This window comes from Micromonospora sp. NPDC047812 (assembly GCF_040704175.1).
GTDB lineage: Bacteria > Actinomycetota > Actinomycetes > Mycobacteriales > Micromonosporaceae > Micromonospora.
Genome location: NZ_JBEYRY010000012.1, coordinates 16163 through 39268, shown reverse-complemented (window position 1 = coordinate 39268; position 23106 = coordinate 16163). Strand labels below are relative to the sequence as shown.

Annotated in this window: 18 protein-coding genes; 12 read left to right on the top strand and 6 right to left on the bottom strand. The window is 75.5% G+C overall.

The window, feature by feature from the left end; all coding sequences use genetic code 11:
* Positions 1-93: 93 nt before the first annotated feature.
* Positions 94-510 carry an HPF/RaiA family ribosome-associated protein gene (locus AB0883_RS27405; RefSeq protein WP_366644205.1) on the bottom strand — a complete coding sequence of 139 codons (417 nt, stop codon included), beginning with the start codon at positions 508-510 and terminating at the stop codon, positions 94-96.
* Positions 511-879: 369 nt separating this feature from the next.
* Between AB0883_RS27405 and ssb the strand changes: the two genes are divergently transcribed.
* From ssb to AB0883_RS27390, 3 genes are all read left to right on the top strand, one after another.
* Positions 880-1674 (top strand): single-stranded DNA-binding protein, encoded by a 795-nt coding sequence (gene ssb, locus AB0883_RS27400; RefSeq protein ID WP_366644204.1) that lies wholly within the window; start codon positions 880-882, stop codon positions 1672-1674.
* 323 nt (positions 1675-1997) lie between these two features.
* On the top strand, positions 1998-3149 hold the full coding sequence (locus AB0883_RS27395; protein ID WP_366644203.1) for a cobalamin biosynthesis protein: 1152 nt from the start codon (positions 1998-2000) through the stop codon (positions 3147-3149).
* On the top strand, positions 3146-4690 hold the full coding sequence (locus tag AB0883_RS27390) for a cobyric acid synthase (RefSeq protein WP_366644202.1): 1545 nt from the start codon (positions 3146-3148) through the stop codon (positions 4688-4690). Before AB0883_RS27395 ends, AB0883_RS27390 begins: the two co-directional genes overlap by 4 nt.
* A 271-nt stretch (positions 4691-4961) precedes the next feature.
* On the opposite strand, the gene AB0883_RS27385 is transcribed toward AB0883_RS27390, so the two are convergent.
* Entirely contained in the window at positions 4962-5363 is a 402-nt protein-coding gene (locus tag AB0883_RS27385) for a rhodanese-like domain-containing protein (protein ID WP_121400090.1), read from the bottom strand.
* 232 nt (positions 5364-5595) lie between these two features.
* On the opposite strand from AB0883_RS27385, the gene AB0883_RS27380 reads away from it, so the two are divergent.
* From AB0883_RS27380 to AB0883_RS27365, 4 genes are all read left to right on the top strand, one after another.
* Positions 5596-6219 (top strand): hypothetical protein, encoded by a 624-nt coding sequence (locus AB0883_RS27380; protein WP_366644201.1) that lies wholly within the window; start codon positions 5596-5598, stop codon positions 6217-6219.
* 344 nt (positions 6220-6563) lie between these two features.
* On the top strand, positions 6564-7916 hold the full coding sequence (locus AB0883_RS27375) for a dipeptidase (protein WP_366644285.1): 1353 nt from the start codon (positions 6564-6566) through the stop codon (positions 7914-7916).
* A gap of 77 nt (positions 7917-7993) precedes the next feature.
* Positions 7994-8200 carry a hypothetical protein gene (locus AB0883_RS27370; RefSeq protein ID WP_121399432.1) on the top strand — a complete coding sequence of 69 codons (207 nt, stop codon included), beginning with the start codon at positions 7994-7996 and terminating at the stop codon, positions 8198-8200.
* 81 nt (positions 8201-8281) lie between these two features.
* The gene (locus tag AB0883_RS27365) at positions 8282-9874 is read left to right on the top strand and encodes an ATP-dependent DNA ligase (protein WP_366644200.1); all 1593 of its coding nucleotides are present in this window, start codon (positions 8282-8284) and stop codon (positions 9872-9874) included.
* A gap of 31 nt (positions 9875-9905) precedes the next feature.
* Here AB0883_RS27365 and AB0883_RS27360 read toward each other — a convergent pair whose 3' ends face one another.
* Positions 9906-10733 carry an SURF1 family protein gene (locus AB0883_RS27360; RefSeq protein ID WP_366644199.1) on the bottom strand — a complete coding sequence of 276 codons (828 nt, stop codon included), beginning with the start codon at positions 10731-10733 and terminating at the stop codon, positions 9906-9908.
* Between the two features lie 207 nt (positions 10734-10940).
* On the opposite strand from AB0883_RS27360, the gene AB0883_RS27355 reads away from it, so the two are divergent.
* Together AB0883_RS27355 and AB0883_RS27350 are read left to right on the top strand one after the other, a co-directional pair.
* The gene (locus AB0883_RS27355; protein ID WP_366644198.1) at positions 10941-12329 is read left to right on the top strand and encodes a cobyrinate a,c-diamide synthase; all 1389 of its coding nucleotides are present in this window, start codon (positions 10941-10943) and stop codon (positions 12327-12329) included.
* Entirely contained in the window at positions 12326-12895 is a 570-nt protein-coding gene (locus tag AB0883_RS27350) for a GNAT family protein (RefSeq protein WP_357867275.1), read from the top strand. The genes AB0883_RS27355 and AB0883_RS27350 overlap by 4 nt, the downstream gene beginning before the upstream one ends.
* Positions 12896-12960: 65 nt before the next feature.
* Here the strand turns inward: AB0883_RS27350 and AB0883_RS27345 are convergent, their stop codons facing one another.
* Positions 12961-15093: a transglycosylase domain-containing protein gene (locus AB0883_RS27345; protein WP_366644197.1), complete on the bottom strand. Its 2133-nt coding sequence runs from the start codon at positions 15091-15093 to the stop codon at positions 12961-12963.
* A gap of 121 nt (positions 15094-15214) precedes the next feature.
* Here AB0883_RS27345 and cobC point away from each other — a divergent pair, with 121 nt between their 5' ends.
* Genes cobC through cobA form a run of 3 tightly spaced genes read left to right on the top strand, consistent with a single transcriptional unit; the run spans position 15215 to position 18724 of the window.
* Positions 15215-16309, top strand: coding sequence for an Rv2231c family pyridoxal phosphate-dependent protein CobC (cobC, locus tag AB0883_RS27340; protein WP_366644196.1), 1095 nt, complete (start codon positions 15215-15217; stop codon positions 16307-16309).
* On the top strand, positions 16309-17403 hold the full coding sequence (cobT, locus tag AB0883_RS27335) for a nicotinate-nucleotide--dimethylbenzimidazole phosphoribosyltransferase (protein WP_366644284.1): 1095 nt from the start codon (positions 16309-16311) through the stop codon (positions 17401-17403). Before cobC ends, cobT begins: the two co-directional genes overlap by 1 nt.
* Before the next feature lie 37 nt (positions 17404-17440).
* A complete protein-coding gene (gene cobA / locus AB0883_RS27330) occupies positions 17441-18724 on the top strand; it encodes a uroporphyrinogen-III C-methyltransferase (protein ID WP_366644195.1) in 1284 nt (427 codons plus the stop codon).
* A 141-nt stretch (positions 18725-18865) separates the two neighbouring features.
* On the opposite strand, the gene otsB is transcribed toward cobA, so the two are convergent.
* Together otsB and AB0883_RS27320 are read right to left on the bottom strand one after the other, a co-directional pair.
* The gene (gene otsB / locus AB0883_RS27325; RefSeq protein WP_366644194.1) at positions 18866-21469 is read right to left on the bottom strand and encodes a trehalose-phosphatase; all 2604 of its coding nucleotides are present in this window, start codon (positions 21467-21469) and stop codon (positions 18866-18868) included.
* Positions 21466-22866, bottom strand: a complete 1401-nt coding sequence (locus tag AB0883_RS27320) for a trehalose-6-phosphate synthase (protein ID WP_366644193.1) — start codon at positions 22864-22866, stop codon at positions 21466-21468. The genes otsB and AB0883_RS27320 overlap by 4 nt, the downstream gene beginning before the upstream one ends.
* Positions 22867-23106 lie beyond the last annotated feature (240 nt).

Below are 23106 nucleotides of genomic sequence, written 5' to 3'. Positions count from 1 at the left end.
CGACGGTACGCCGGGAAGCTACCGGGCGGTAGCCCTGGGCGCTGCCCGGCCCCGCCCGCCCGCACCCGGCGGACGGGGCCTCGGGCGTACGCGTCAGACGGTCTCGGCCTCGGCGCGGGCCGGGTCCGTGTCGGGCTCGACCTCGGCGGCCGGCGGGGGCACGTCGCGCAGGTGCTTGTTGTGCCGCGGCTCCTGCTTGGTCTTCGCGTCGTTGAGCCGCCGCCGCAGGTCGTCCCGGACGTCGTTGAGCGCGGCGTGCAGGTCCTCCTCGGCGGAGGTGGTGACGATCTTCTGGCGACCGGCGATCCAGCACTCCAGGGTGACCTTCTGGCCCCTGGCCTCCCGGTCCTTGACCGACACCTCCAACTCGGTGGCGTCGGCGTGGAAGCCGGCCAGCCGGGAGTCGAGCGTGGCGAACTGCTCCGCGATCCAGTTCCGGTCGCCCTGGGAGAACCCCGCGCCGACCCGCAGGCACTCCGCCACGGTGGCCGGGTTGGCGACGGCGCTCATCGCCGCACCTCGCCGGAGACGATGGTGGCTGCGGTGCTGGTCATCTTCATGATCGCTGACCTCTCGTTCGTGGTGCTGTCGGCGGTGCGGTTGATCGAATCCATACCCCGCCGGGCTCCGTCCGGAACGTGACGTGTCGCCCCGTCCGTGGTGGCACCCGGAGCGCGGCTCCGTCTCCTGATCGTCGAGCCGATCGTGCGGGCTCCCCAGGGTCGCCCTAGCACACCGGGCCCTTGATCAGGTTCTTGTCCACAGGCGGTCCGGTTGTCCACAGGCCGGCGCGCGGTGCTGGCGATGCCCACGCCGAGGGCCCAGGCTCGGCACCGAGTCGACTCGCGATGGCAAGCCCGATCTCCCCCTGGAGGGACGATGTTCGACACCTACGTCACGATCGTGGGCAACGTGCTGACCGCGCCTGAGTGGCGTCGCACCACCCAGAGCAACACCCTGGTGGCCAACTTCAAGGTCGCCTCGACCGCCCGCCGGCTCGACCGCGACAGCGGGCGCTGGGTCGACGGCAACAGCCTGCGCGTCCGGGTCAACTGCTGGCGCAAGCTCGCCGAGGGGGTGGCCGCCTCGGTGATGGTCGGCGACCCGGTGGTGGTCTGCGGCCGGCTCTACACCCGCGACTGGACGGACGACGCCGGCAACCACCGCTCGCTCTACGAGCTGGAGGCGGTCGCCGTCGGCCACGACCTGTCCCGGGGCCGCAGCCGGTTCCAGCGCAACCGGCCGACGATGACGACCAGCACCGTCGAGGACGCCGAGGCCGAGCACCGGGTGCACGGCGAGACGACCGAGCCGGTGCCGGACGAGGACGCCCCCGTCCTGCCGGACCGCCGACCGCTCGACGACGACTTCGAGCCCGATTTCGGCGCGTTCGCCGGTCACGGCCTGCCGGCCGACGCCACCGTCGACGGTCCCCTCGACCCCTTCGACGACCCGACGGACGAGCCCCACGGCGGGGAGCCCGACGGGCCGGAGCCGGAGGCCGACGGCCCGACGCCGGTGACCGACGCACCGGAGGACGCCGCGGGTGCCCCGAGTGGTCGGGGCGACGTGGCCGTGGGGGATTCGGTCCCGTCGTCCGAGGGGGCCGAGGCGGGGGTCTCCCCGGCCGGCCGGGGCCGCCGAAGCCGGGGGCGGGTGCCGCAACCCGTGTGACCGCCCGCGCCCGGGTGACACGACGGGGGCGGGGTGGCGCCGGCGGTGCCGTCGTCACCCCGCGTGTCCCCGGTCCGCTCCGGTGAGTCGTCCTACTAAGCGGGTGAGCGGTGGGCGGTGCGCCCTTCTCCTGCCCCCAGCTCGACCGCCCGACCGCCCGATCGCCCGACCGGTCAAGCGGTCGACCGGGCCGTGGGCCATCGGGGGAGGCGGAGTGGCCGGCGCGGCCCGGGCGATCGGGGGCGACGGTCGCCGGGGCACGGGTGTTCGGCCGGGGACGGGTTGGGCGCTCAGCTAGGCTGGCCGGCCGGAGGTGGTGGCGGGTGCGACAGGCGACGCCGGTGGCGACCGCGGCGGGACTGGTTGCGGGGTACGCCCTCGACGCGCTCCTCGGAGACCCCCGCCGGTACCACCCCGTGGCCGGCTTCGGCCGTGCCGCCGGGGCACTGGAGCGGCGGACGTACCGTCCGGACCGGCTTGCCGGAGCGGCGTTCACCGCGCTGGCGGTCGGCGGGCCGGTGCTGCTCGGCGTGGCCGCCACGGTCGCCACCCGGCGCCGGCCGGTGGCCCGGGCCGCCCTGGTCGCCGCCGGCACCTGGACGGTGCTGGGCGGGCGCACGCTGCGGCACGAGGCCACCGTGATGGGGCGGGCGCTGCGCGCCGGCGACCTCCCGGCCGCCCGGCAGCGGCTCGGCCACCTCTGCGGCCGGGACCCGTCCGCGCTCGACGAGCCCGAGTTGGCCCGCGCCACCGTGGAGTCGCTCGCCGAGAACACCTCGGACGCGGTCGTCGCGCCGCTGCTGTGGGGCGCCGTCGCGGGGCTGCCCGGCCTGCTCGGCTACCGCGCGGCGAACACCCTCGACGCCATGGTGGGCCACCGCTCGCCGCGGTACGCCCGGTTCGGCACCCCCGCCGCCCGCCTCGACGACCTGCTCAACCTGGTGCCGGCGCGGCTGACCGGCCTGCTCACCGTCGCGGTCGCGCCGACCGCGCACGGCGACCGGGAACGGGCGTGGCGCGTGTGGCGCCGGGACCGCAACGACCACCCCAGCCCGAACGCCGGGCAGTGCGAGGCGGCGATGGCCGGCGCCCTCGGCGTACGGCTGGGCGGCCGCAACGTCTACTTCGGGCGCTCCGAGGTGCGCCCGTTCCTCGGTGACGGCCCCCGCCCCGAGGCGCGGCACCTCAAGCGGGCCGCCCGGATCTCGGGCGCGGTCGGGCTGGCCGCGCTCGGGCTGGCCGCCGCGTACCCGCTGACCCTCGGCCGGCTGGTGGGCGCCGTCGGGCGCCGGGCCGCGCACCGGAGCGTCGCCGGCCGATCCGTCCTCGGCCAACTCGTCGGGCGATCCGTCCTCGGGCGGGCCGGCGACGGCCGAAGCGGCGTCGGTCGCGGCGTCCTCGGGCGGCGCGTCGTCGATCGGGTCGGTGTCGGGCGGCGCCTTGTGGCGGCGGCGGGGCGGGGGAGCGGGCGGTGAGCGGCGGCCTGCTGGTCGCCGGCACCACCTCCGACGCCGGCAAGAGCGTGCTCACCGCCGGAATCTGCCGCTGGCTGCACCGCCGGGGCGTGAAGGTGGCGCCGTTCAAGGCGCAGAACATGTCCAACAACTCCGCCGTCGTCGTCGGCCCGGACGGCCGGGGCGGCGAGATCGGGCGGGCGCAGGCGATGCAGGCCGCCGCCTGCGGTCTCGCCCCCGACCTGCGGTTCAACCCGGTGCTGCTCAAGCCGGGCAGCGACCTGGCCAGCCAGGTGGTGCTGCTCGGCGAGGCCGTCGACACGGTCACCGCGGGCAACTTCCGCGAGCTGCGGCCCCGGCTCGCCGAGACGGCGTACGCGGCGCTCGCCGAGCTGCGGGCCGCGTACGACGTCGTGATCTGTGAGGGCGCCGGCAGCCCGGCGGAGATCAACCTGCGGGCCGGCGACTACGTGAACATGGGCCTGGCCCGGCACGCGGGACTGCCCACGATCGTGGTCGGCGACATCGACCGGGGCGGGGTCTTCGCCTCGATGTTCGGCACCCTCGCACTGCTGGACCCGGCCGACCAGGCGCTGATCGCCGGCTTCGTGATCAACAAGTTCCGGGGCGACCTCGGGCTGCTCCGGCCGGGGCTGGACATGCTGCGCCAGGTCACCGGCCGACCGACGTACGGGGTGCTGCCCTGGGCGCTCGACCTCTGGCTCGACGCGGAGGACTCGCTCGCGTACGGCCGGGTGCTCGGCCGACCGGCGGCCCCGCGCGGCACCGACTGGCTGGACGTGGCCGTGGTCCGGTTGCCCCGGATCAGCAACGCCACCGACGTCGAGGCGCTCGCCACCGAGCCGGGCGTACGGGTCCGGCTGACCGTCGAGCCGGCCGAACTGGCCGCCGCCGACCTGGTCGTGCTGCCCGGCTCGAAGTCGACCGTTGCCGACCTGGCCTGGCTGCGACAGACCGGCCTGGCCGACGCCGTCCTGGCGCACGCGGCGGCGGGCAAGCCGCTGCTCGGCATCTGCGGCGGCTTCCAGATGCTGGCCCGGGCGATCCACGACCCGGTGGAGAGCCGGCAGGGCAGCGTGCCGGGGCTGGGCCTGCTGCCGATCGAGGTCACCTTCGACCCGCGCAAGACCGTCCGGCAGTCGGTCGGCACCGCCCGCGGCGACGTCCCGGTACACGGCTACGAGATCCACCACGGGTACGTCTCACACGCCGACCCGGCGCTGACCCCGCTGCTGACCTGCGCGGACGGCAGCGGCGAGGGAGCCGTGGTCGGCGCCGTGCACGGCACCCACTGGCACGGCGCCTTCGAGTCCGACGGGTTCCGTCGCCGGTTCCTGACCGAGGTGGCCCGGCTCGCCGGCCGCACCGGCTTCACGGTGGCCCCGGACACCGCCTTCGCCGCCGCCCGCGCGCGCTCCCTGGACCTGCTCGGTGACCTGGTCGAGGAGCACCTCGACACCGACGCCCTCTGGCGCCTCGTCGAGTCCGGCCCGCCCGCCGGCCTCCCCTTCATCCCACCCGGAGCCCCACAACTCCCCTGAACCCGACCCACCGCCCACGGCCCCACCGTCCACCGCCCCACCGCCCACCCGCGCGGGCTCCCACCCCCGCCCCTTGGCGAGAGTGATCAAGAGGTTTGCGCCCCGTGGAGCCACGAACCAGGACGCAAACCTCTTGATCACCGGCATGGGGCATGAGGCGCGGGGCGCGGCATGAGGCGCGGGGCATGGGGCAGGGGCGCGGCGCGGGGCGGGCGGCCGGGTGGGCGGCCGGGTGGGTGGGTGGGGTAGTCGGTTGGCGGGCCGGGGCCGGTCAGCGGCGGATGTCGGCGGGGCGGTCGGACATGGGTAGCCCCGCCTCGCGCCACGCCTGCACGCCGCCGATCATGTCGGTCGCGCGGTGCAGCCCGAGCGCCCGCAGGCTCGCGACCGCGAGGCTGGAGCTGTAGCCCTGGCGGCACACCACCACGATGCGCTGGTCGTACGCCGTGGCCTCCGGGATCCGCCACGCGCTGGCCGGGTCGAGGCGCCACTCCAGCACCGTCCGGTCGATGACGATGGCGCCGGGCAGGTCGCCCTGCTCCTGCCGCTGCGCGTCGGTGCGGGTGTCGATCAGCAACGCCCCGGTACGGACCGCCTCGACGGTCTGGTGCGGGGTCAGCCGGCGTACCCCGGCGCGGGCCTGTTCCAGGAGGGCGTCGACGCCCGGACTCATCACGCTGTGGGACACCAGCAGATCATCCCGCCCCGTCCCGGGCTCCGCCCGACGAACGCCCCGGCGTACCCGACGAACGCTCGTTCGGGCGACCCCCGATCGGAGCACCGCCAGCCGCGGCGACAACCCGGTGACCCGGCCCGGTCCGGCGTCCGCGCGGCCCGCCGCTGGGCCGCCCGTCATCGCGGGCCCGCGCGGTGGCCGGGGATCCGGCCTGGTTACCGTCGGCCACGTGGCGGTGGCGGTGGTCGAGGCGTACGACCGGCTGGCCCGGCGGGTGCTCGCCGGGCCGGCGCGGTTGGGGCGGACCCGGCTGGTGGCGGTGGACGGGCCGAGCGGCGCGGGCAAGAGCGCGTTCGCGGCGCGGCTCGCGGACGCCCTCGCCGCCCTGCCCGGCGGCGGCCGGCCGCCGGTGGTGCACACCGACGACCTGCTCGACGGCTGGGACGACCAGCTCACCTTCTGGCCCCGGCTGGAGGATTGGGTGCTCGGGCCGCTGCGCGCCGGCCGGCCGGGGGCGTACCGCCGGTACAGCTGGGTCCGTCGGGCCTTCGTGCCGCGCCCGGTGCCGGTGCCGGTCGCGCCGGTGCTCCTCGTCGAGGGGGTGAGCGCGGCGCGGGCCGCCGCCACCGCGGACCTCACCCTGGCCGTCTTCGTCACCGCCCCGGCGCCGTTGCGGCTGGCCCGGGCGCTGGAGCGCGACGGCCCGGAAATCCTGCCGGAGCTGCGTCGCTGGCACCTCGGGGAGCGGTCGCACTTCGCCGCCGACGGCACCGAGGCGCGCGCGGACCTGGTGGTCGACGGCGCCCCGCGCCTGCCGCACGACGCCGACCGCTACTACGTGCGCCGCCGCTGAGGGCCGTCGCCCGGGGGCGACCTGGCGGGGGCGTCGCCCGGGGGTGACCTGGCGGGGGCGTCGCCCGGGGGCGACCTGGCGGCGCCCGTCGACCCCGGCGAGATGGCGGGCCCGCCGCGTGCGCCGCCGTTGGCGGCCTCGTTGCCGTCGACCAGCCGGGCCACGCTGGTCAAGGCGGCGTGACGTCGCCGGCGTTGCCGCGTGCGCCGCTGCTGCGGCCGTCTGACGGGCCGGGACCGACCCGTCGCGCCTGACCGGCGTGCCCTCCCGATAGCCCCGGCGCCGGGCTCGGGCGGTGCGGTCGGTAAGGCCGGCATACGATGCCGGTCATGACCACACCGATCATGTCCGAGTCCGAGGTCCGGGCTGCCGTCGAGCGGGAGCTGCCCGGGGTCCGCGCCGACCTGGAACGCCTCGTCCGCATCCCCGGCATCGCGTTCGAGGGCTTCGACCACTCGCACGTGGAGCGTTCCGCCGAGGCGGTGGCCGAGCTGCTGCGCGGCTGCGGTCTCGACGTCGAGATCGTGCGCTCCGGCGGCCAGCCCGCGGTCATCGGCAGGAAGGCGGCCCCGCCCGGGGCGCCGACGGTGCTGCTCTACGCCCACCACGACGTGCAGCCGGTCGGCGACCTCACGCTGTGGGAGTCGGACCCGTTCGAGCCGGTGGAGCGGGACGGCCGGCTCTACGGCCGGGGCGCCGCCGACGACAAGGCCGGCATCATGGCGCACGTGGCGGCGCTGCGCGCGTACGGGGACGCGTTGCCGGTCGGCGTGGTGCTCTTCATCGAGGGCGAGGAGGAGTACGGCTCCGACTCGTTGGAGCGGCTGCTCGCCGCGCACCGCGACGAGATCGCCTCGGACGTCATCGTGATCGCCGACTCCGCGAACTGGGACATCGGCGTACCGGCGCTGACCACCAGCCTGCGCGGCATCGTCAACTGCTTCGTGGAGGTGCGCACCCTCGACCACGCCGTGCACAGCGGCATGTTCGGCGGGGCGGTGCCGGACGCGCTGACCGCCCTGGCGCGGTTGCTGGCGACCCTGCACACCGACGCCGGCGACGTGGCGGTCGACGGGCTGGTCGGCCGGGAGGGCGCGAGCGTCGACTACCCGGAGGACCGGTTCCGGGCCGAGGCGGGGCTGGCCGAGGGCGTGGGCCTCATCGGCACCGGGCGGATCACCGACCGGCTCTGGACCAAGCCGGCCCTCGCGGTGCTCGGCATCGACGCCCCGGCCACCGCCGAGGCGCCGAACGCCCTGGTGCCGGCCGCCAGGGCCAAGCTGAGCGTACGGCTGGCGCCGGGCGACGACCCGAAGCGGGCGTACGCGGCCCTGCGCGCCCACCTGGAGAAGCACGCCCCGTGGGGTGCGCGGGTGAGCGTCACCTTCGAACACGACGGCGACCCGTGCGTCATCGACGCGTCCGGCCCGATGTTCGACGCGGCCCGCTCGGCGTTCCGGACCGCCTGGGACGGCACCGACCCGGTGGACCTCGGCATCGGTGGTTCGATCCCGTTCATCGCCACCTTCCAGGAGATGTTCCCGCGCGCGGCGATCCTGGTGACGGGCGTGGAGGACCCGCAGGCCCGGGCGCACGGCCCGAACGAGAGCCTGCACCTCGGGGAGTTCGCCCGGGTCTGCCTGGCCGAGGCGCTGCTGCTCAAGAAGGTCGCCGAGGCGGGCGTCGCCGGGCGTTAGGTGTCGGAACCGTAACTTCGCCGTCGATGTGGGCGTTTGCGGTGTGTCGGCGGTCGGGTTGTTATAGCCTCTCGAACATGCGTACGAATGAGGTGATGGGCCGGCTCGAGGCCGCCGTCAGCGCCCTGGGGGACGTCGACGTCTCCGCGTGGTCCGAGGACACGCTCAAGGAACAGCTCGGCGACCTGTCCGCCGCGCTGGTCGCTCTCGACACGGTGCTCTCCCGGGTCGCCGAGGAGATCCGCGCCCGCGGCCTGCGCATCGAGGAACCCGTCTCGGCCTGACCCGCCCACCCCTGGCGGGCGGAGGTTTCCCGGCGCCCGGGCACGGCAATGCCCGGGGTCGTGTCGGAGGTGGCTGGCAGGATGGAGCCCGTGCGGTTCCTCGACCTGGCAGCCACCTCCGCCGCCGTCGGCGCCACCCGGGCCCGGCGGACCAAGGTGGAGCTGCTCGCCGCCGCGTTGCGGGCGCTCGACCCGCCCGAGGTCGCGGCGGGCGCCGGCTGGCTGGCCGGCGAGCTGCGCCAGCGGCAGACCGGGGTGGGCTGGGCGAGCCTGCGTGACCTGCCGCCGCCGGCCGCCGAGCCGACCCTGACCGTGGCCGCCGTCGACGCGGCCATCGACGAGATCGCGTCCGTGCGCGGGCCCGGTTCCCAGGCCCGCCGCCGGGCGCTGCTGGGCGCGCTCTACGCCGCCGCCACCGCCGAGGAGCAGCGGCTGCTGACCGGCCTGTTCAGCGGCGAGCTGCGCCAGGGCGCGCAGGCGGGGCTGCTCGCCGACGCGGTCGCCCGGGCCGCCGACGTGCCGCTCGCCGCCGTACGCCGGGCGCTGCTGCTCGCCGGTGACCTGCGCGCGGTCGCGGTCGCCGCGCTCGACGGGGGCGCGGCGGCGCTGGGCGCCTTCGGGCTCCAGGTCGGCCGCCCGCTCGCGCCGATGCTGGCCCAGAGCGCGCCCTCGGTGGACGAGGCGCTCGCGGCCACGGGCACCCCCGCCGTGGTCGACGTCAAGCTCGACGGCATCCGGATCCAGGTGCACCGCTCCGGCGACGACATCGCCGTGTTCACCCGCAGCCTGGACGACATCACCGCCCGGGTGCCGGAGGTGGTCGCCGCCGTGCGGGCGCTGCCCGCCCGCGAGCTGGTGCTCGACGGAGAGGCGATCGGGCTCGACGAGACGGGCCGGCCGCTGCCCTTCCAGCAGACGTCGAGCCGGGCGGCGCGGCGCACCACGCCGAGCAGTTCCGGAAGCGCCCCGGTGGCTCCGGCCGTGCGCGCCGCCGCCGCGACCACCGGCGGGACGGTCCTGACGCCGTACTTCTTCGACCTGCTGCACCTCGACGGCGACGACCTCGTCGACCGGCCCGGCCGCGAGCGTTGGGCCGCGCTCGACGCCGCGGTCGACGCCTCCCTGCTGGTCGGCCGGATGGAGGTCGACGGCCCGGAACGGGCCGGCGAGGCGTTCGCCGCCGCCATCGACGCCGGCCAGGAAGGGGTCGTCGTGAAGGCGCCCGACGCCCCCTACGACGCCGGCCGGCGGGGTGCCGCCTGGGTGAAGGTGAAGCCCCGGCACACCCTCGACCTGGTGGTGCTGGCGGTGGAGTGGGGCAGCGGCCGGCGTCAGGGCTGGCTGTCCAACCTGCACCTCGGCGCCCGCGACCCGCGCACGGGCGACTTCGTCATGCTCGGCAAGACGTTCAAGGGTCTCACCGACGAGCTGCTGCGCTGGCAGACCGAGCGCTTCCTCGCCCTCGCCGTCGAGCGCGGCGACTGGGTGGTGCGGGTCCGCCCCGAGCAGGTGGTCGAGATCGCCTTCGACGGGGTGCAGACCAGCTCCCGCTACCCGGGCGGGATGGCGCTGCGCTTCGCCCGCGTGGTGCGCTACCGCGACGACAAGACGGCGGCGGAGGCCGACACCATCGACGCCGTACGCGCCATCCACGCCGGCCGCGTCACCGGCTGAGCGGGCCGGCGGGGCGGGCTGGCGCGGCGGGTCAGGCGGCGCCCTGCGGCGCGGGCTCGGCGGCCCGGTCGACGGGCCGCCGCGGTTCCACGCCCGCCAGCCGACGGGCCTCCCGGCGGGCCACCCAGCCGTAGCCGAACAGGGTCATCGCGGCGAAGATCCACCACTGCACGACGTAGCCGAAGTTCTGCCAGTTGTTGGTGTATCCGACCGGCACGTCCCTGAAGGCGGGGTCGGCCGCCGGGGTCTGCTCGTCGAGCAGCAGGTACGCGCCGTGCACCGGGTAGGGCAGCTCCCGGGCCAGCCGGGGCACGCCGATCCGCCGGGTCTCCAGCTTGCCGTCCCGCCGGGTCACGGCGACCGAGCCGCTCTCGCTCAGGTGCACCCGTCCCGTCACGGTGACCTCGCCGGACGGGAGGGCCGGCACGTCCGGCTGGACGGTCGCGTCGCCGCCGCGGGCCGGCGGGATCCAGCCCCGGTCCACCAGCACGGCCGTGCCGTCGGCCAGCACGAGCGGGGTGACCACCTCGAAGCCGACCGTGCGGTCCACCGAGCGGCCCCGGACCAGCACCACGTTCGCCGGGTCGTAGCGGCCGGTCACGGTGACCTTGGTCCAGGCCTTCTCCGCGGCGGGGGCGGGGCCGGCCGTGCCGCTGCCGCCGGTCGGGGCGGGCAGCGCGTCACGCAGCGGCACCGGGGCCATCCGCAGGCCGGCGTCGATCCGCTCGTTGACCTCCGTACGGCCGTGGTAGCGGTCCAGCTGCCAGTTGCCGAGCAGCACCATCACCGCCGCGGCGACCAGGGTCAGCGCGAGAATGCCCAGCCAGCGCGGCGTCAGCAGGAACCGGTACACGCCCACGAGGCTACCCCTGTGACCGGAGGCACTCGCTTCGACAGCCCCCTTCCGGGCCCGGGCGGGGGTGCCGGCGGCTCCGCCGGCGCGCCCGACACCGCCGGCGGGCCCGTTCGGCGGCGACCACCCGGCGACCGCTTCGGCTATCGTCACGCGGGCGGACCGCGCGGTCGGCCCGCCGCAGGTCCCCCGCCGCCCCGCAGGGAGTCGATGATGACCGTCGTGCCGCGCCTGGTGCTCAGCGCGCCGTCCTCCGGCCACGGCAAGAGCGCGCTGGCGATCGGGCTGCTCGCCGCGTTCGCCGACCGGGGCGTCGACGTCGCCGGGTTCAAGGTCGGCCCCGACCGCGTCGACGCCGCGTACCTCGGGCTCGCCGCCGGCCGCCCCGGTCGGACCCTGGATCCCCGGCTGGTCGGCGCCGACCGGATCGCCCCCCTCGTCGGCCACGGCGCGGCCGGCGCCGGGCTTGCCGTCGTGCAGGGCAGCATGGGCCTGTACGACAGTCTCGCCGGCCGCCCGGAGAGCGAGTCGACGGCCGCCGTGGCCACCGCGCTGCGCAGCCCGGTCGTGCTGGTGGTCGACGTCGCCGCGACGGGGCAGTCGGTGGCCGCCCTGGTGCACGGCTTCCGGTCGTACGACGAGCAGCTCTGGCTCGGCGGGGTGATCCTGAACCGGGTGGCGTCCTCCCGGCACGAGGAGCTGCTGCGCGAGGCGCTGGACGACATCGGCGTGCCCGTCTACGGCGCGTTGCGCCGCCAGGACCTGCCGCCCGTGCTGCCCGCCCGCCGGTACGGGGCGGTGCCCGCGCTCGCCCGCACCGACGAGGCCACCCGCGCGGTCCGCCGGCTCGGCGAGGCGGTCGCCGCCACCGTCGAGCTGGACCGGCTGCTGGGCCTGGCCCGCTCCGCCCCGCCGCTGCCCGCGCCGCCCTGGACGCCGCCGACCGGGCGGGAGGACGCCGGACCGCGCCCGGTCGTCGCGGTCGCCGGGACGCCGGGCGGCAGCTACAGCCACGCCGAGACCGTCGAGCTGCTCCGGGCGGCCGGCGCCGAGGTGGTGACTGTCGACCCGCTGCACGACGAGGCGCTGCCCACCGGCACCGGCGCGCTGGTCGTCGGCGGCGGGCTGCCCGAGTCGTACGCCGAGCAGCTCTCCGCCAACCGCCGGCTCTGCATCGCGGTCGCCGAGCTGGCCCGCACCGGGCGGCCCGTCGTCGCCGAGGGGGCCGGCCTGCTCTGGCTGGCCCGGGAACTGGACGGGCTGCCCATGTGCGGCGTGCTCGACGCGGTGGGGACGCGCCGCGACGGCCTGGTGGTGGGCTACCGGCAGGCGACCGCCCTGACCGACAGCCTGGTGGGGCCGGCGGGCACGGTCGTGGCCGGGCACAAGGAGCACCGCGGCGTGCTCGCCCCGCGCGCCGGGGCGCGGCCGGCGTGGAGCTGGGACGGCGGGGCGCCCGAGGGCTTCGTCTGGCGGGGCGTGCACGCCTCGCAACTCACCCTGCACTGGGCCGCGTACCCGCAGCTGGCGGCCCGGCTCGTGGACGCGGCGGTGGCGGCGGTCGACCCCGCGACCGCCCGGCCGGACGGGGTGCCCGCGTGATCGGTCAGGTGGCGGTCCGCCGCTTCCCGGCGCTGACCGTCTCGACGCCCCGCACCGAGGTACGCGCGCTGACCGGGGCCGACGCGGCGGCGGCCGACGAGGTCTTCGCCGACCGGCAGACCCAGCGGTGGCTGCCGCTGGCCGACACCTCCGGTCGGATCGACGGGCTGGCCTGGTGCACCGACCTGGCCCGGCAGCGGCGCGACAGCGGCGACGGCGACCACTACGCGGTGGTACGCCGGGAGGACGACCGGGTGGTGGGCTGCCTGTGGACCCGGCGCACCGACTGGGGCGCGCGGTGCACGGAGGTCTCCTACGCCATGGCGGCGCACGCGCGGGGCTTCGGCCTGGCGGCCGAGGCGGTCGACGCGCTCGCCATCGCGCTGATCCTCGAACACGGCTTCCAGCGCGTCGAGCTGCGGGTCGCCCCCGGCAACCTGGCCTCCCGCCGGGTCGCCGAGAAGGCCGGGTTCAGCTACGAGGGCCTGCTCCGCAACGCCGGCTTCGTCCGGGGCGGCCGGGTCGACCTGGAGGTCTGGTCCCTCGTCTCCGCCGATCTCCGCTGACCCGCCCCGGCCCGCGCCGACCCGACTGCACCGCCGCCAGCCGTCCGGCCCGTGCGCGGAACCGGTCAGCCGACCATGCGGTCCGAGGGTGGGGTGAACTGGCGGGTGGGCTGGCCCTTGAGGCCGTCGCGCAGGGTCTGCGCCACCGCCTTGATCGGGATCTGCGACTGGCCGTCGCCGACCGCGTTGAACGGGTTGTCCGGGTCGGAGATGAAGCTCGCCGCCGCCAGCTCCGGGGTGTAGCCGACGAACCAGGCCGACCGGGTGCTGTCGGTGGTGCCCGTCTTGCCCGCCACCGGGCGGCCGACGGTGCCCCGCACGCTGTCCGCGGTCGACCAGCCGCCGCAGCTCCCGCGGGCCGGGGTGTCGCCGGTCGGGCAGCGGGCGGCGTCGGTGGCGGCGCGGGCGGCGTCGGCGTCCACCACCTGCCGGCAGCGCGGCTTGGCGACCTCGCGTTCGATCCCGGAGGCCGTCTTCCAGGTGGTCGGCGTGCCGTCCCGGTTGTAGATCGCCTGCACCGGGATCGCCTCGCAGTAGCGGCCGTCCGCGGCGATCGCGGCGTACGCGTTGGCCATCTCCAGCGGCGTGGCGTCGGAGACGCCGAGGGTAAACGCGCCCCACTGTTTCGCCTTGGCCGGGGACGCGTGCTCCCGGTCGACGTCGGTACGCCAGCGCAGCCCGAGCTGCTCGGCCAAGCGGACCGCCTTGTCCGCGCCGACCTGCTCCTCCAGCCACACGAAGTACGTGTTCACCGACTTGCCGAAGCCGGACCACATGGTCTGGTTGCCGCTCATCGCGCCGCTGGCGTTGGAGGGCGACCAGCCGTCGTAGACCTCGGAGCGGTACCGGTGCGGCGCGTTGAACGAGGTGGACAGCGGCATGCCCGAGTCGAGCGCGGCCAGCATCGGGAACATCTTGAACGTCGAGCCGGCCTGGTAGCCGGGTAGGTCGCCGCCGCCGAGCAGGGGCGCCACGGTGTTCGGGTAGTTCGCCTTGATGTTCGGCCCGGCCTCGGGGTTGGAGCTCTGCCCGTTCTCGCTCAGGTCCAGCGAGTACGTCCGGTTCACCGCCATGGCCTTGACCCGCCCGGTGCCGGGCTCGGAGACCACGATGCCGTTGGCGAACGGGCTGCCGGTGTTCTCCTTGGTGCCGACGTTCTTCTCCGCCGCCTCCTGGATCTTCGGGTCCAGGCTGAGCACGATCCGGTAGCCGCCCCGGCGCAGCTTGTCCATGCGCTCCAGCCGGTTCTCCCCGAACGCGGGCTGCGCGCTCCACCAGTTCTTCATGTAGTCGCAGGCGAAGCCCCAGCTGTTCCACTTCTCCGGCACGGAGGCGCAGTCGTTCGGCGGGTAGGTCAGCTTCAGCCGGATCGGCTCGGTCTTCGCCTGCGTGACGGCGCCGGGCGAGAGGTAGCCGAGCTGGGCCATCCGGTCCAGCACGTAGTTGCGCCGGCCGGTGGCGTCCTTCTGGTCCGAGCTGGCCGGGTCGTACTCGGACGGGGACTTGACCAGGCCGGCGAGGGTGGCCGCCTCGACGGCGCTGAGGTCCTTGGGGGCCTTGGAGAAGAAGATCTCGCTGGCCGCGTAGATGCCGTACGCGCGGTGCCCGAAGTACGCGGAGTTGAGGTAGCGCTCCAGGATCTGCTCCTTGCTGAGTTCCTTCTCCAGGTCCATCGCCATCCGCATCTCCCGGACCTTGCGCAGGCTGGTCTGCTGGGTGGCCTCCTGCACCTCCTTCGGCGTCTTCGCGCTGTCCCGCAGCGCCATCCGCACGTACTGCATGGTGAGCGTGGAGGCGCCCTGGGAGACGCCGCTGGAGCGGGCGTTGGCCACGAAGGCGCGGGCGACGCCCTTCGGGTCGACGCCCCGGTGCTGGTAGAAGCGGTTGTCCTCGGCGGCGACGATCGCCTGCTGCATGTTCGGGGAGATGTCGGCGAGCTTCGTGTACTGCCGGTACTCCTCGTAGAACATCGTCAGCACCGTCTTGCCGTCCGGCGCGTAGACGTACGACGTCTCGGCCGGCAGCGCGGTGGCGAGGATCTTGGTCTTGTGTTCCATGGCGTGCGCCGTGACCTTGGCGCCGAGGCCGGTGGCGGCGGCCACCGGGTACGCCACGGCGGCGACCACGATCCCGGCGATCAGTCCGGCGCGGAGGAGGGGAACGAGACGACCAGCGGCAGCAAGGGGTCGATTGCTCACCCGCTCAAGTTATGACATTTCCGATTCGTACCTGAGAAATATTCATAAACGCCCGTGTGGTGACGCGGCCCACGCCGGGATCCGCTGTCCCGCGCGGCACCTTCCCGGCAGGATCGCGGACATGCGTGGTCAGCCGACCGAGACCCACCCCGGACCGGGGCCCACCGGACACGAACCCGACCTTGCCCACCACGGCGACGCCGAGGTGGGGCCGGGGCTCGTCGACCTCGCCGTCAACGTGCGACGCGACGCGATGCCGGACTGGCTGGCCGACCCGATCACCGCCGCGCTCGGCGACCTCGCCGCGTACCCCGACCCGGGGCCGGCGCGCGCGGCCGTCGCGGCCCGGCACGGCCGCCCGCCGGCCGAGGTGCTGCTGACCGCCGGCGCGGCCGAGGGCTTCGTGCTGATCGCCCGGGCGCTGACCGGCGTACGCCGACCGGTGGTGGTGCACCCGCAGTTCACCGAGCCCGAGGCGGCGTTGCGTGCCGCCGGGCACCAGGTGGAGCGGGTGCTGCTCGACGCGGCCGACGACTTCCGGCTCGACCCGGCCCGGGTGCCCGCCGACGCCGACCTCGTGATGATCGGCAACCCGACCAACCCGACGTCGGTGCTGCACCCCGCCGGCGACCTGACCGCCCTGGCCCGGCCCGGCCGGGTGCTGGTGGTCGACGAGGCGTTCGCCGACACCACCGTCGCCCCCGGCGTGGCCGGCGAACCGGAGTCGCTGGCCGCCCGGCGGGACCTGCCCGGCCTGCTGGTGGTCCGCAGCCTCACCAAAACCTGGGGCCTGGCCGGCCTGCGGATCGGCTACCTGCTCGGCGAGGCCCCGCTGCTGGAGCGGCTGGCCGCCGCCCAGCCGCTCTGGGCCGTCTCCACCCCCGCCCTGGCCGCCGCGTCGGCCTGCGCCACGCCCGTCGCGGTCGAGGCCGAGCGCGCCATCGCCGCCCGACTCGCCGCCGACCGCGAGCACCTGGTCGCCCGCCTGTCGGCCCTGCCCGGCGTACGCGTCGCCGGCCGCCCCGCCAGCGCGTTCGTGCTGGTGCACGTCCCCGACGCCGCCGACGTGCGGCTCGCCCTGCGCCGACGCGGCTGGGCGGTACGCCGGGGCGACACCTTCCCCGGCCTCGGCCCGGACTGGCTGCGCGTCGCCGTGCGCGACCCGGCGACCACCGACGCGTTCACCGAGGTACTGGCGGAGATCCTGGAGGCATGATGCTGGAGACCACCATCGCGGCGATCCGGCCGCCGGACGAGTCGGCCATGGCCGCCGCCCGGGAGTTGCAGGGGCGGCTGACCAAGCCCGCCGGCTCGCTCGGCGCCCTGGAGGACCTCTCCGTACGCCTCGCCGGCCTGGCCGGGCACTGCCCGCCGCCGCTGCCCGAGCCGGCCGCCGTAGCGATCTTCGCCGGCGACCACGGCGTGCACGCCCAGGGGGTGACGCCCTGGCCGCAGGAGGTCACCGCGCAGATGATCGGCAACTTCCTGGCCGGCGGCGCGGTGGTCAACGCGTTCGCCCGGCAGGCCGGCGCCTCGGTGACCGTGGTCGACGTCGGCGTGGCCACCCCGCTCCCGGCCGCCGCGCCGGGCGAGGAGGCCGGGGGAGCCCCGCCGACCCGCGACGCGCCCCGGCTGGTCGCGGCGAACGTCCGCCCCGGCACCCGGGACCTGGCGGTGACCGCCGCGCTCAGCCGCGACGAGGCGCGCGCGGCCGTCGAGACCGGCATCCGGGTGGCCGACGAGCTGATCGACGCGGGCGCGGGCATCCTGCTCACCGGGGACATGGGCATCGGCAACACCACGCCGGCCGCCGCCCTGATCGCCGCGTTCGCCGGCATCGACCCGACGGAGACGACGGGCCGGGGCACCGGGGTCGACGACCCGACGTACGCCCGCAAGGTCGACGTCGTGCGGGCCGCGCTGCGCCGGCACGCCCCCGACCCGGCCGACCCGCTGGGCGTGCTGGCCGCCGTCGGCGGCCTGGAGCACGCCGCGCTGACCGGGCTGATCCTGGGCGCCGCCGCCCGCCGGACGCCGGTGCTGCTGGACGGGGTGATCGCGGTCGCCGCGGCGCTCGCCGCGGCGGCCTTCGCCCCGCCCGCCGTGGCCGCCATGGTGGCCGGGCACCGCTCGGCCGAGCCGGGGGCGACGGTCGCGCTGCGCCGGCTGGGCCTGGAGCCGCTGATCGACCTCGGGCTGCGCCTGGGCGAGGGCACCGGCGCGCTGCTCGCGCTGCCGGTGGTCACCGGAGCGGTCCGGGTGCTGCACGAGGTCGCCACGTTCGACTCGGCGGGGGTGGCCGAGAAGTGAACGGGCCCACCATCGGCTCCGGCGGCGAGGCGGCGGCGTGAGCGGCAACCCGTACCCGCTCGGCCTGCGGCTCGCAGGCCGACGGGTGGTCGTGGTGGGCGGGGGAGCGGTGGCCACCCGGCGGGTGCCGGCCCTGCTCGACGCCGGGGCGCACGTCTTCCTCGTCGCGCCCGAGCTGACCCCGGCGCTGCGCGCGCACGCCGACGCCGGGCGGCTGCACTGGGCGCCGCGCCGGTTCGCCCCCGACGACCTGGACGGCGCGTGGCTGGTCCAGGTCGCCGTCGACGACCCGCTCGCCGCCGCGTCGGTCAGCGCCGCCGCCGCCGAGCGCCGCATCTTCTGCGTACGCGCCGACGACCGCGCCGCCGCCACCGCCTGGACGCCGGCGGTGACCCGGCACGGCCCGGTGACCGTGGCGGTGCTCGGCGGGGGCGACCCGCGCCGGGCGATGGCCGTCCGCGACGCCGTCCGGGCCCTGCTGGAGGTGCGGGAGGGCACCCTGTCGGCGCCCGCCGTGCCGGAGGGGACCCCGTCGGGCACCCGTCCCGGGCGGGTCGCGCTGGTCGGTGCGGGCCCGGGCGACCCGGAGCTGATCACGGTGAGGGGCTGGCGGCTGCTCACCGAGGCGGACGTGGTGGTCGCCGACCGGCTCGTCCCGGGGCTGCTCCTCGACGAGCTGCGCGCCGACGTCGAACTCGTGGACGCCTCCAAGATCCCCTACGGTCCGTCCCGGGCGCAGGAGGAGATCAACCGGATCCTGGTGGACCGGGCCCTGGCCGGGAAGTTCGTGGTCCGGCTCAAGGGCGGCGACCCGTACGTCTTCGGCCGGGGCGGCGAGGAGCTGCTGGCCTGCGCGGCGGCCGGTGTGCCGGTGACCGTGGTGCCCGGCGTGACCAGCTCGATCGCGGCTCCGGCCGCGGCGGGCATCCCGGTCACCCATCGGGGGGTGGCCCACGAGTTCACCGTGGTCTCCGGGCACGTCGCGCCCGACTCGCCGGCCTCCCTGGTCCGCTGGGACGCGCTGGCCGGGCTGCGCGGCACGCTGGTCGTGCTGATGGGGCTGAAGAACCTCGCGGCGATCACCGCGACGCTGCTCGCGCACGGCCGCCCGGCCGAGACGCCGGCCGCCGTCGTGCAGGAGGCGACGACCGGGGCGCAGCGGGTGCTGCGCTCCACGCTCGGCGCGGTGGCCGCCGACGTGGCGGCCGCCGGCCTGCGCCCGCCCGCGGTGGTGGTGCTGGGGGACGTGGTCGACGCCCTCGGCGGGGCTGGTCCTGAGGGAGTTCCGGGGAGCCCGCCCGCCCCGGGCGGCCAGGCCTGATCCCTCCGCGAGCGGACTGCCCGGAACTCCCCGGTGGGTGTTGCCCGTGGGCGGGTCGGGTTCGACCGGGCAGAGTTCGACGGGACGAACGACGGCGGCCGGAGACTGGGGAGTCTCCGGCCGCCGTCGTCGCTGGTCAGGTCACTGCTTGAGCATGTTGTCCAGCAGCAGGGCGCAGCGGATCAGGCCCAGGTGACTGTAGGCCTGCGGGTGGTTGCCCAGCCCGCGCTCGGCCATCGGGTCGTACTGCTCGGGCAGCAGGCCGGTCGGGCCGGCGGTGTCCACCATCTGCGAGAACAGCTCCTCGGCGTCGGTACGCCGCCCGGTGCGCAGGTACGCCTCGATGAGCCACGCCGTGCAGATGTGGAAGCCGCCCTCGCGCCCGGGCAGGCCGTCGTCCCAGTGGTAGCGGTAGACGACCGGGCCGCTGCGCAGATCCGCCTCGATCCGCAGGACGGTGGAGAGGAAGCGCGGGTCGTCGCCGGGGAGCAGGCCGGAGAGCCCGATCCACAGCGACGAGGCGTCCATCTCCTCGTCCCCGTACGCCACGCTGTAGGCCTCGACGTTCTCGTGCCAGCCGTACTCCAGCACGTTGGCGCCGATGCGGTCGCGCAGCTCCACCCACTCCGGCCGGTCCTCGCCGCCGTGCTGGCGCATCACGTGCAGCGCCCGGTCGACGGTCATCCAGCACATCACCTTCGAGAAGATGTGGTGCCGCGGGGGGAGGCGGGCCTCCCAGATGCCGTGGTCGGGCTCGTGCCAGCGGCGGCGGACCGCCTCGACCATGTTGTCGAGCACCCGCCACTCGTCCTCGCGGACGGAGCCGCGCGCGTCGGCCACGGCCGCGATGAGGTCCGCGATCGGGCCGAAGACGTCGAGCTGGAGCTGGTGGTTGGCGAGGTTGCCGACCCGGACCGGCCGGGAGCCGGCGTAGCCGGGCAGGGTGTCGATGACGGCCTCGGCGCCCAGCTCGTAGCCGTCCACCGTGTAGAGCGGGTGCAGCCGCTCCGGGTGCCCGCCGGTGCGCTCGATGCACCCGTCGACCCAGCGCAGCAGCGCCTCGGCCTCCTCGATCGAGCCCAGGTCGACCAGGGACCGCGCGGTCATCGCCGCGTCCCGCAGCCAGCAGTAGCGGTAGTCCCAGTTGCGGACCCCGCCCAGCTCCTCCGGCAGCGAGGTGGTCGCGGCGGCCAGGATCGAGCCGGTGGCCTCGTGGCAGAGCCCGCGCAGGGTCAGCGCGCTGCGGACCACCAGGTCCCGGGCGGTGCTCGGCAGCCGCAGGGTGGCCACCCAGTCCTTCCAGGGCTGCTCGGCCAGGGCCTGCCGCTCGTGGACCGGCAGCCGGTGGTGCTCCAGGCTGTGCGTGCCGAAGCGCAGCTCCAGCACGACCTGCCCGCCGGCGGCGGAGAGGTCGACGACCGCCTTGGCCGTCTCGTAGCCGCCGTCGTTGGTCACCTGCCACTCGACCCCGGGCGAGTAGAGCGCGACCGGCTCGTTGGAGCCGAGCACCAGCAGGCCGTCGCCGATCGGCTGCAACTGCACCGCGACCTGGCCGAACTCCGGCCGGGGCGCGAACTCCAGCCGGGCCCGGCCCGAGCCGGTGAGCACCCGGACCATGGTCGAGTCGCCGGTCACGACGGCCGGGCCGTCGGGCGTGGTCTCCCTGGCCGGCTTGTCCAGCCAGTCGGTGACGGTCAGGCCCGACCACCGGGTCTCGACGGTCATCGTGCCCGAGCGGTAGCGCTGGCCGAGCGGGATGCCCCCGCGTTCCGGCGCGACGCTGAAGTGCCCGGCCGGGCTGCCGCCGACCAGGTCGGCGAAGATCGCCGCCGAGTCCGGCTTGGGGTGGCAGAGCCAGGTGACCTTGGCCTCGGGCGTGAGCAGGGCCACGGTACGCCCGTTGGCCAGCATCGAGTGCCGCTCGATGGGCACCGCCCGCTCGCCGAAGAGCCAGTGCCGCCGGGTCTCCAGCAGCAGGCCGAGGGCGCGGGCGGCCTCGATCGGCTCGGCGACCCGGTAGCCGGCCTGGGTCTCGCCCGGGCCGATCTTGATGCCGACGTCCGGCCCGTGCAGGTTGCCGAAGGCGTTCTCGTCGGTGACGTCGTCGCCGATGAAGAGCACCGCGCTGGCGGAGAGCTGGGTGCGCAGCTGGTCGACGGCCGTGCCCTTGTGCGTGGCGACCACCGACAGTTCGATGACCTCCTTGCCCTGGGTCACCGTGACGTCGTCCCAGGTGGCGGGGCCGCTGCGGACCGCCTCGATGGCGGCGGCCGCGACCTCGGGGGCGACCCCGCGCGTGTGCACCGCGACGCTCGCCGGCTTGCGCTCCAGCCGGATGCCCGGGTGGGCCGCGGCGATCTCGCGTAGCGCGTCGCGCAGCCGGGTACGGACCGCGATCAGCTCGGGGGAGAGCCGCTCGACGAAGCCGATGTCGAACTCGGAGCCGTGGCTGCCGACGAGGTGGACCTCGCTGGGCAGCCGGGAGAGCGCCGCCAGGTCGCGCAGGGCCCGCCCGGAGACCACCGCCACGGTGGTCTGGGGCAGGGCGGCCAGCGCCCGGACGGCGGCCACGGACTCCGGCAGCGGCACGGCCTTGCTCGGGTCCTCCACGATCGGCGCCAGGGTGCCGTCGTAGTCGCAGGCGATCAGAAGCTGGGGCACCCGGGCGATCCGGCCGATGGCCGCGCGCAGTTCCGGGTCCATCGTGCCGGCCGCCGGGGTGATGATCTCGCTGGCGGCGTTCACGCGTCCTCCGTTTGAGGCACACCGAGCTCGGTGAGGAACGACTTCGCCCAGTGCCCCACGTCGTGGGTGCGTAGATGGCGTTGCATTGTCCGCATTCTGCGGCGGGCCTCCGGCTTCTCGACGTGCACGGCCCTCAGCAGGGCATCCTTGACCGCGTCAGGGTCGTGCGGGTTACACAGGAACGCCTGACGCAGCTCGGTGGCGGCGCCGGCGAACTCGCTGAGCACGAGTGCACCGCCCTGGTCGGCGCGCGATGCGACGTACTCCTTGGCTACCAGGTTCATTCCGTCTCGCAGCGGGGTCACCATCATCACGTCGGCGGCGGCGTACATCGCGGCGAGTTCAGTGCGACTGTACGACTGATGCAGGTAATGCACCGCCGGCACGCCGACCCTGCCGAATTCGCCATTAATCCGGCCGACCTCCCGCTCGACCTTCACGCGTAGTGCCTGGTAGTGCTCCACGCGCTCGCGGCTGGGCGTGGCGACCTGCACCATGACCGCGTCGGGAACTGTCAACTTTCCGTCAGCCAGCAGTTCCCGGAAGGCCTTGAGCCGCAACTCGATGCCCTTGGTGTAGTCCAGCCGGTCGACGCCCAGGATGATCGTCTTCGGGTTGCCCAGCTCCTCGCGGATCTCCTTCGCCCGGGCCTGGATCACCGGGTCGGCGGCCAGCCGCTCCATCTCCTTCGTGTCGATGGAGATCGGGAACGCGCCGGCCTTCACCTGGCGGCCGTCGACCTGGATCATCTGCCCCTCGTAGCGCAGCCCGAGCAGGTGCCGGGCCAGCCGGACGAAGTTCTGCGCGGCGAGGCGCTGCTGGAACCCGACCAGGTCGGCGCCGAGCAGGCCGCGCAGGATCTCGGTGCGGAACGGCATCTGCATGAACAGCTCGATGGGCGGGAACGGGATGTGCAGGAAGAAGCCGATCCGCAGGTCGGGCCGCAGCTCGCGGAGCATCGCCGGGACGAGCTGGAGCTGGTAGTCCTGCACCCAGACCGTCGCCCCCTCGGCCGCGACCTCCGCCGCGGCCTCCGCGAAGCGGGCGTTGACCAGGCGGTACGCCTCGCGCCAGCGGCGCTTGTAGGCCGGGGTCTCCACCGCGTCGTGGTAGAGCGGCCAGATCGTCGCGTTGGACTGGCCCTCGTAGTAGCGCTCCAGCTCCTCCGCGCTCAGCGGTACCGGGTGCAGCCGGATGCCCTCCAGGTCGAAGGGCTCGGGGGCGGCGCCGGTGCCGCCGGCCCAGCCGACCCAGGTGCCCTGGTGCTCGGCGAGGACGGGGTGCAGGGCGGTCACCAGCCCCCCGGGGCTGCGACGCCACTGCCGTCCCTCAGGTGTGCTCACCTCGTCGACGGGTAGCCGGTTCGCCACTACGACAAAGGAGCTGCGGACGGTCACGTTCGGCCACCTCCGGGTGCTGACGGGTCAACCGCGAATGAGCGTACTGAGCGTAGCTGCGGCTTCTGGGGCCCCGTGCCGGACTCACCTACCCTTCCCACGATGGTCCAACCCTTGGCGTGATCTTGTCGATACCCCTGCTCGGAAGCAGGGGTGGCGCGACGCGTCCGGAGCGTCGGGGGCGGGGTGATGTGGGCGCGACGGCGCGTACCTGTCAGGATTGACGATGGCGTGCGTGCG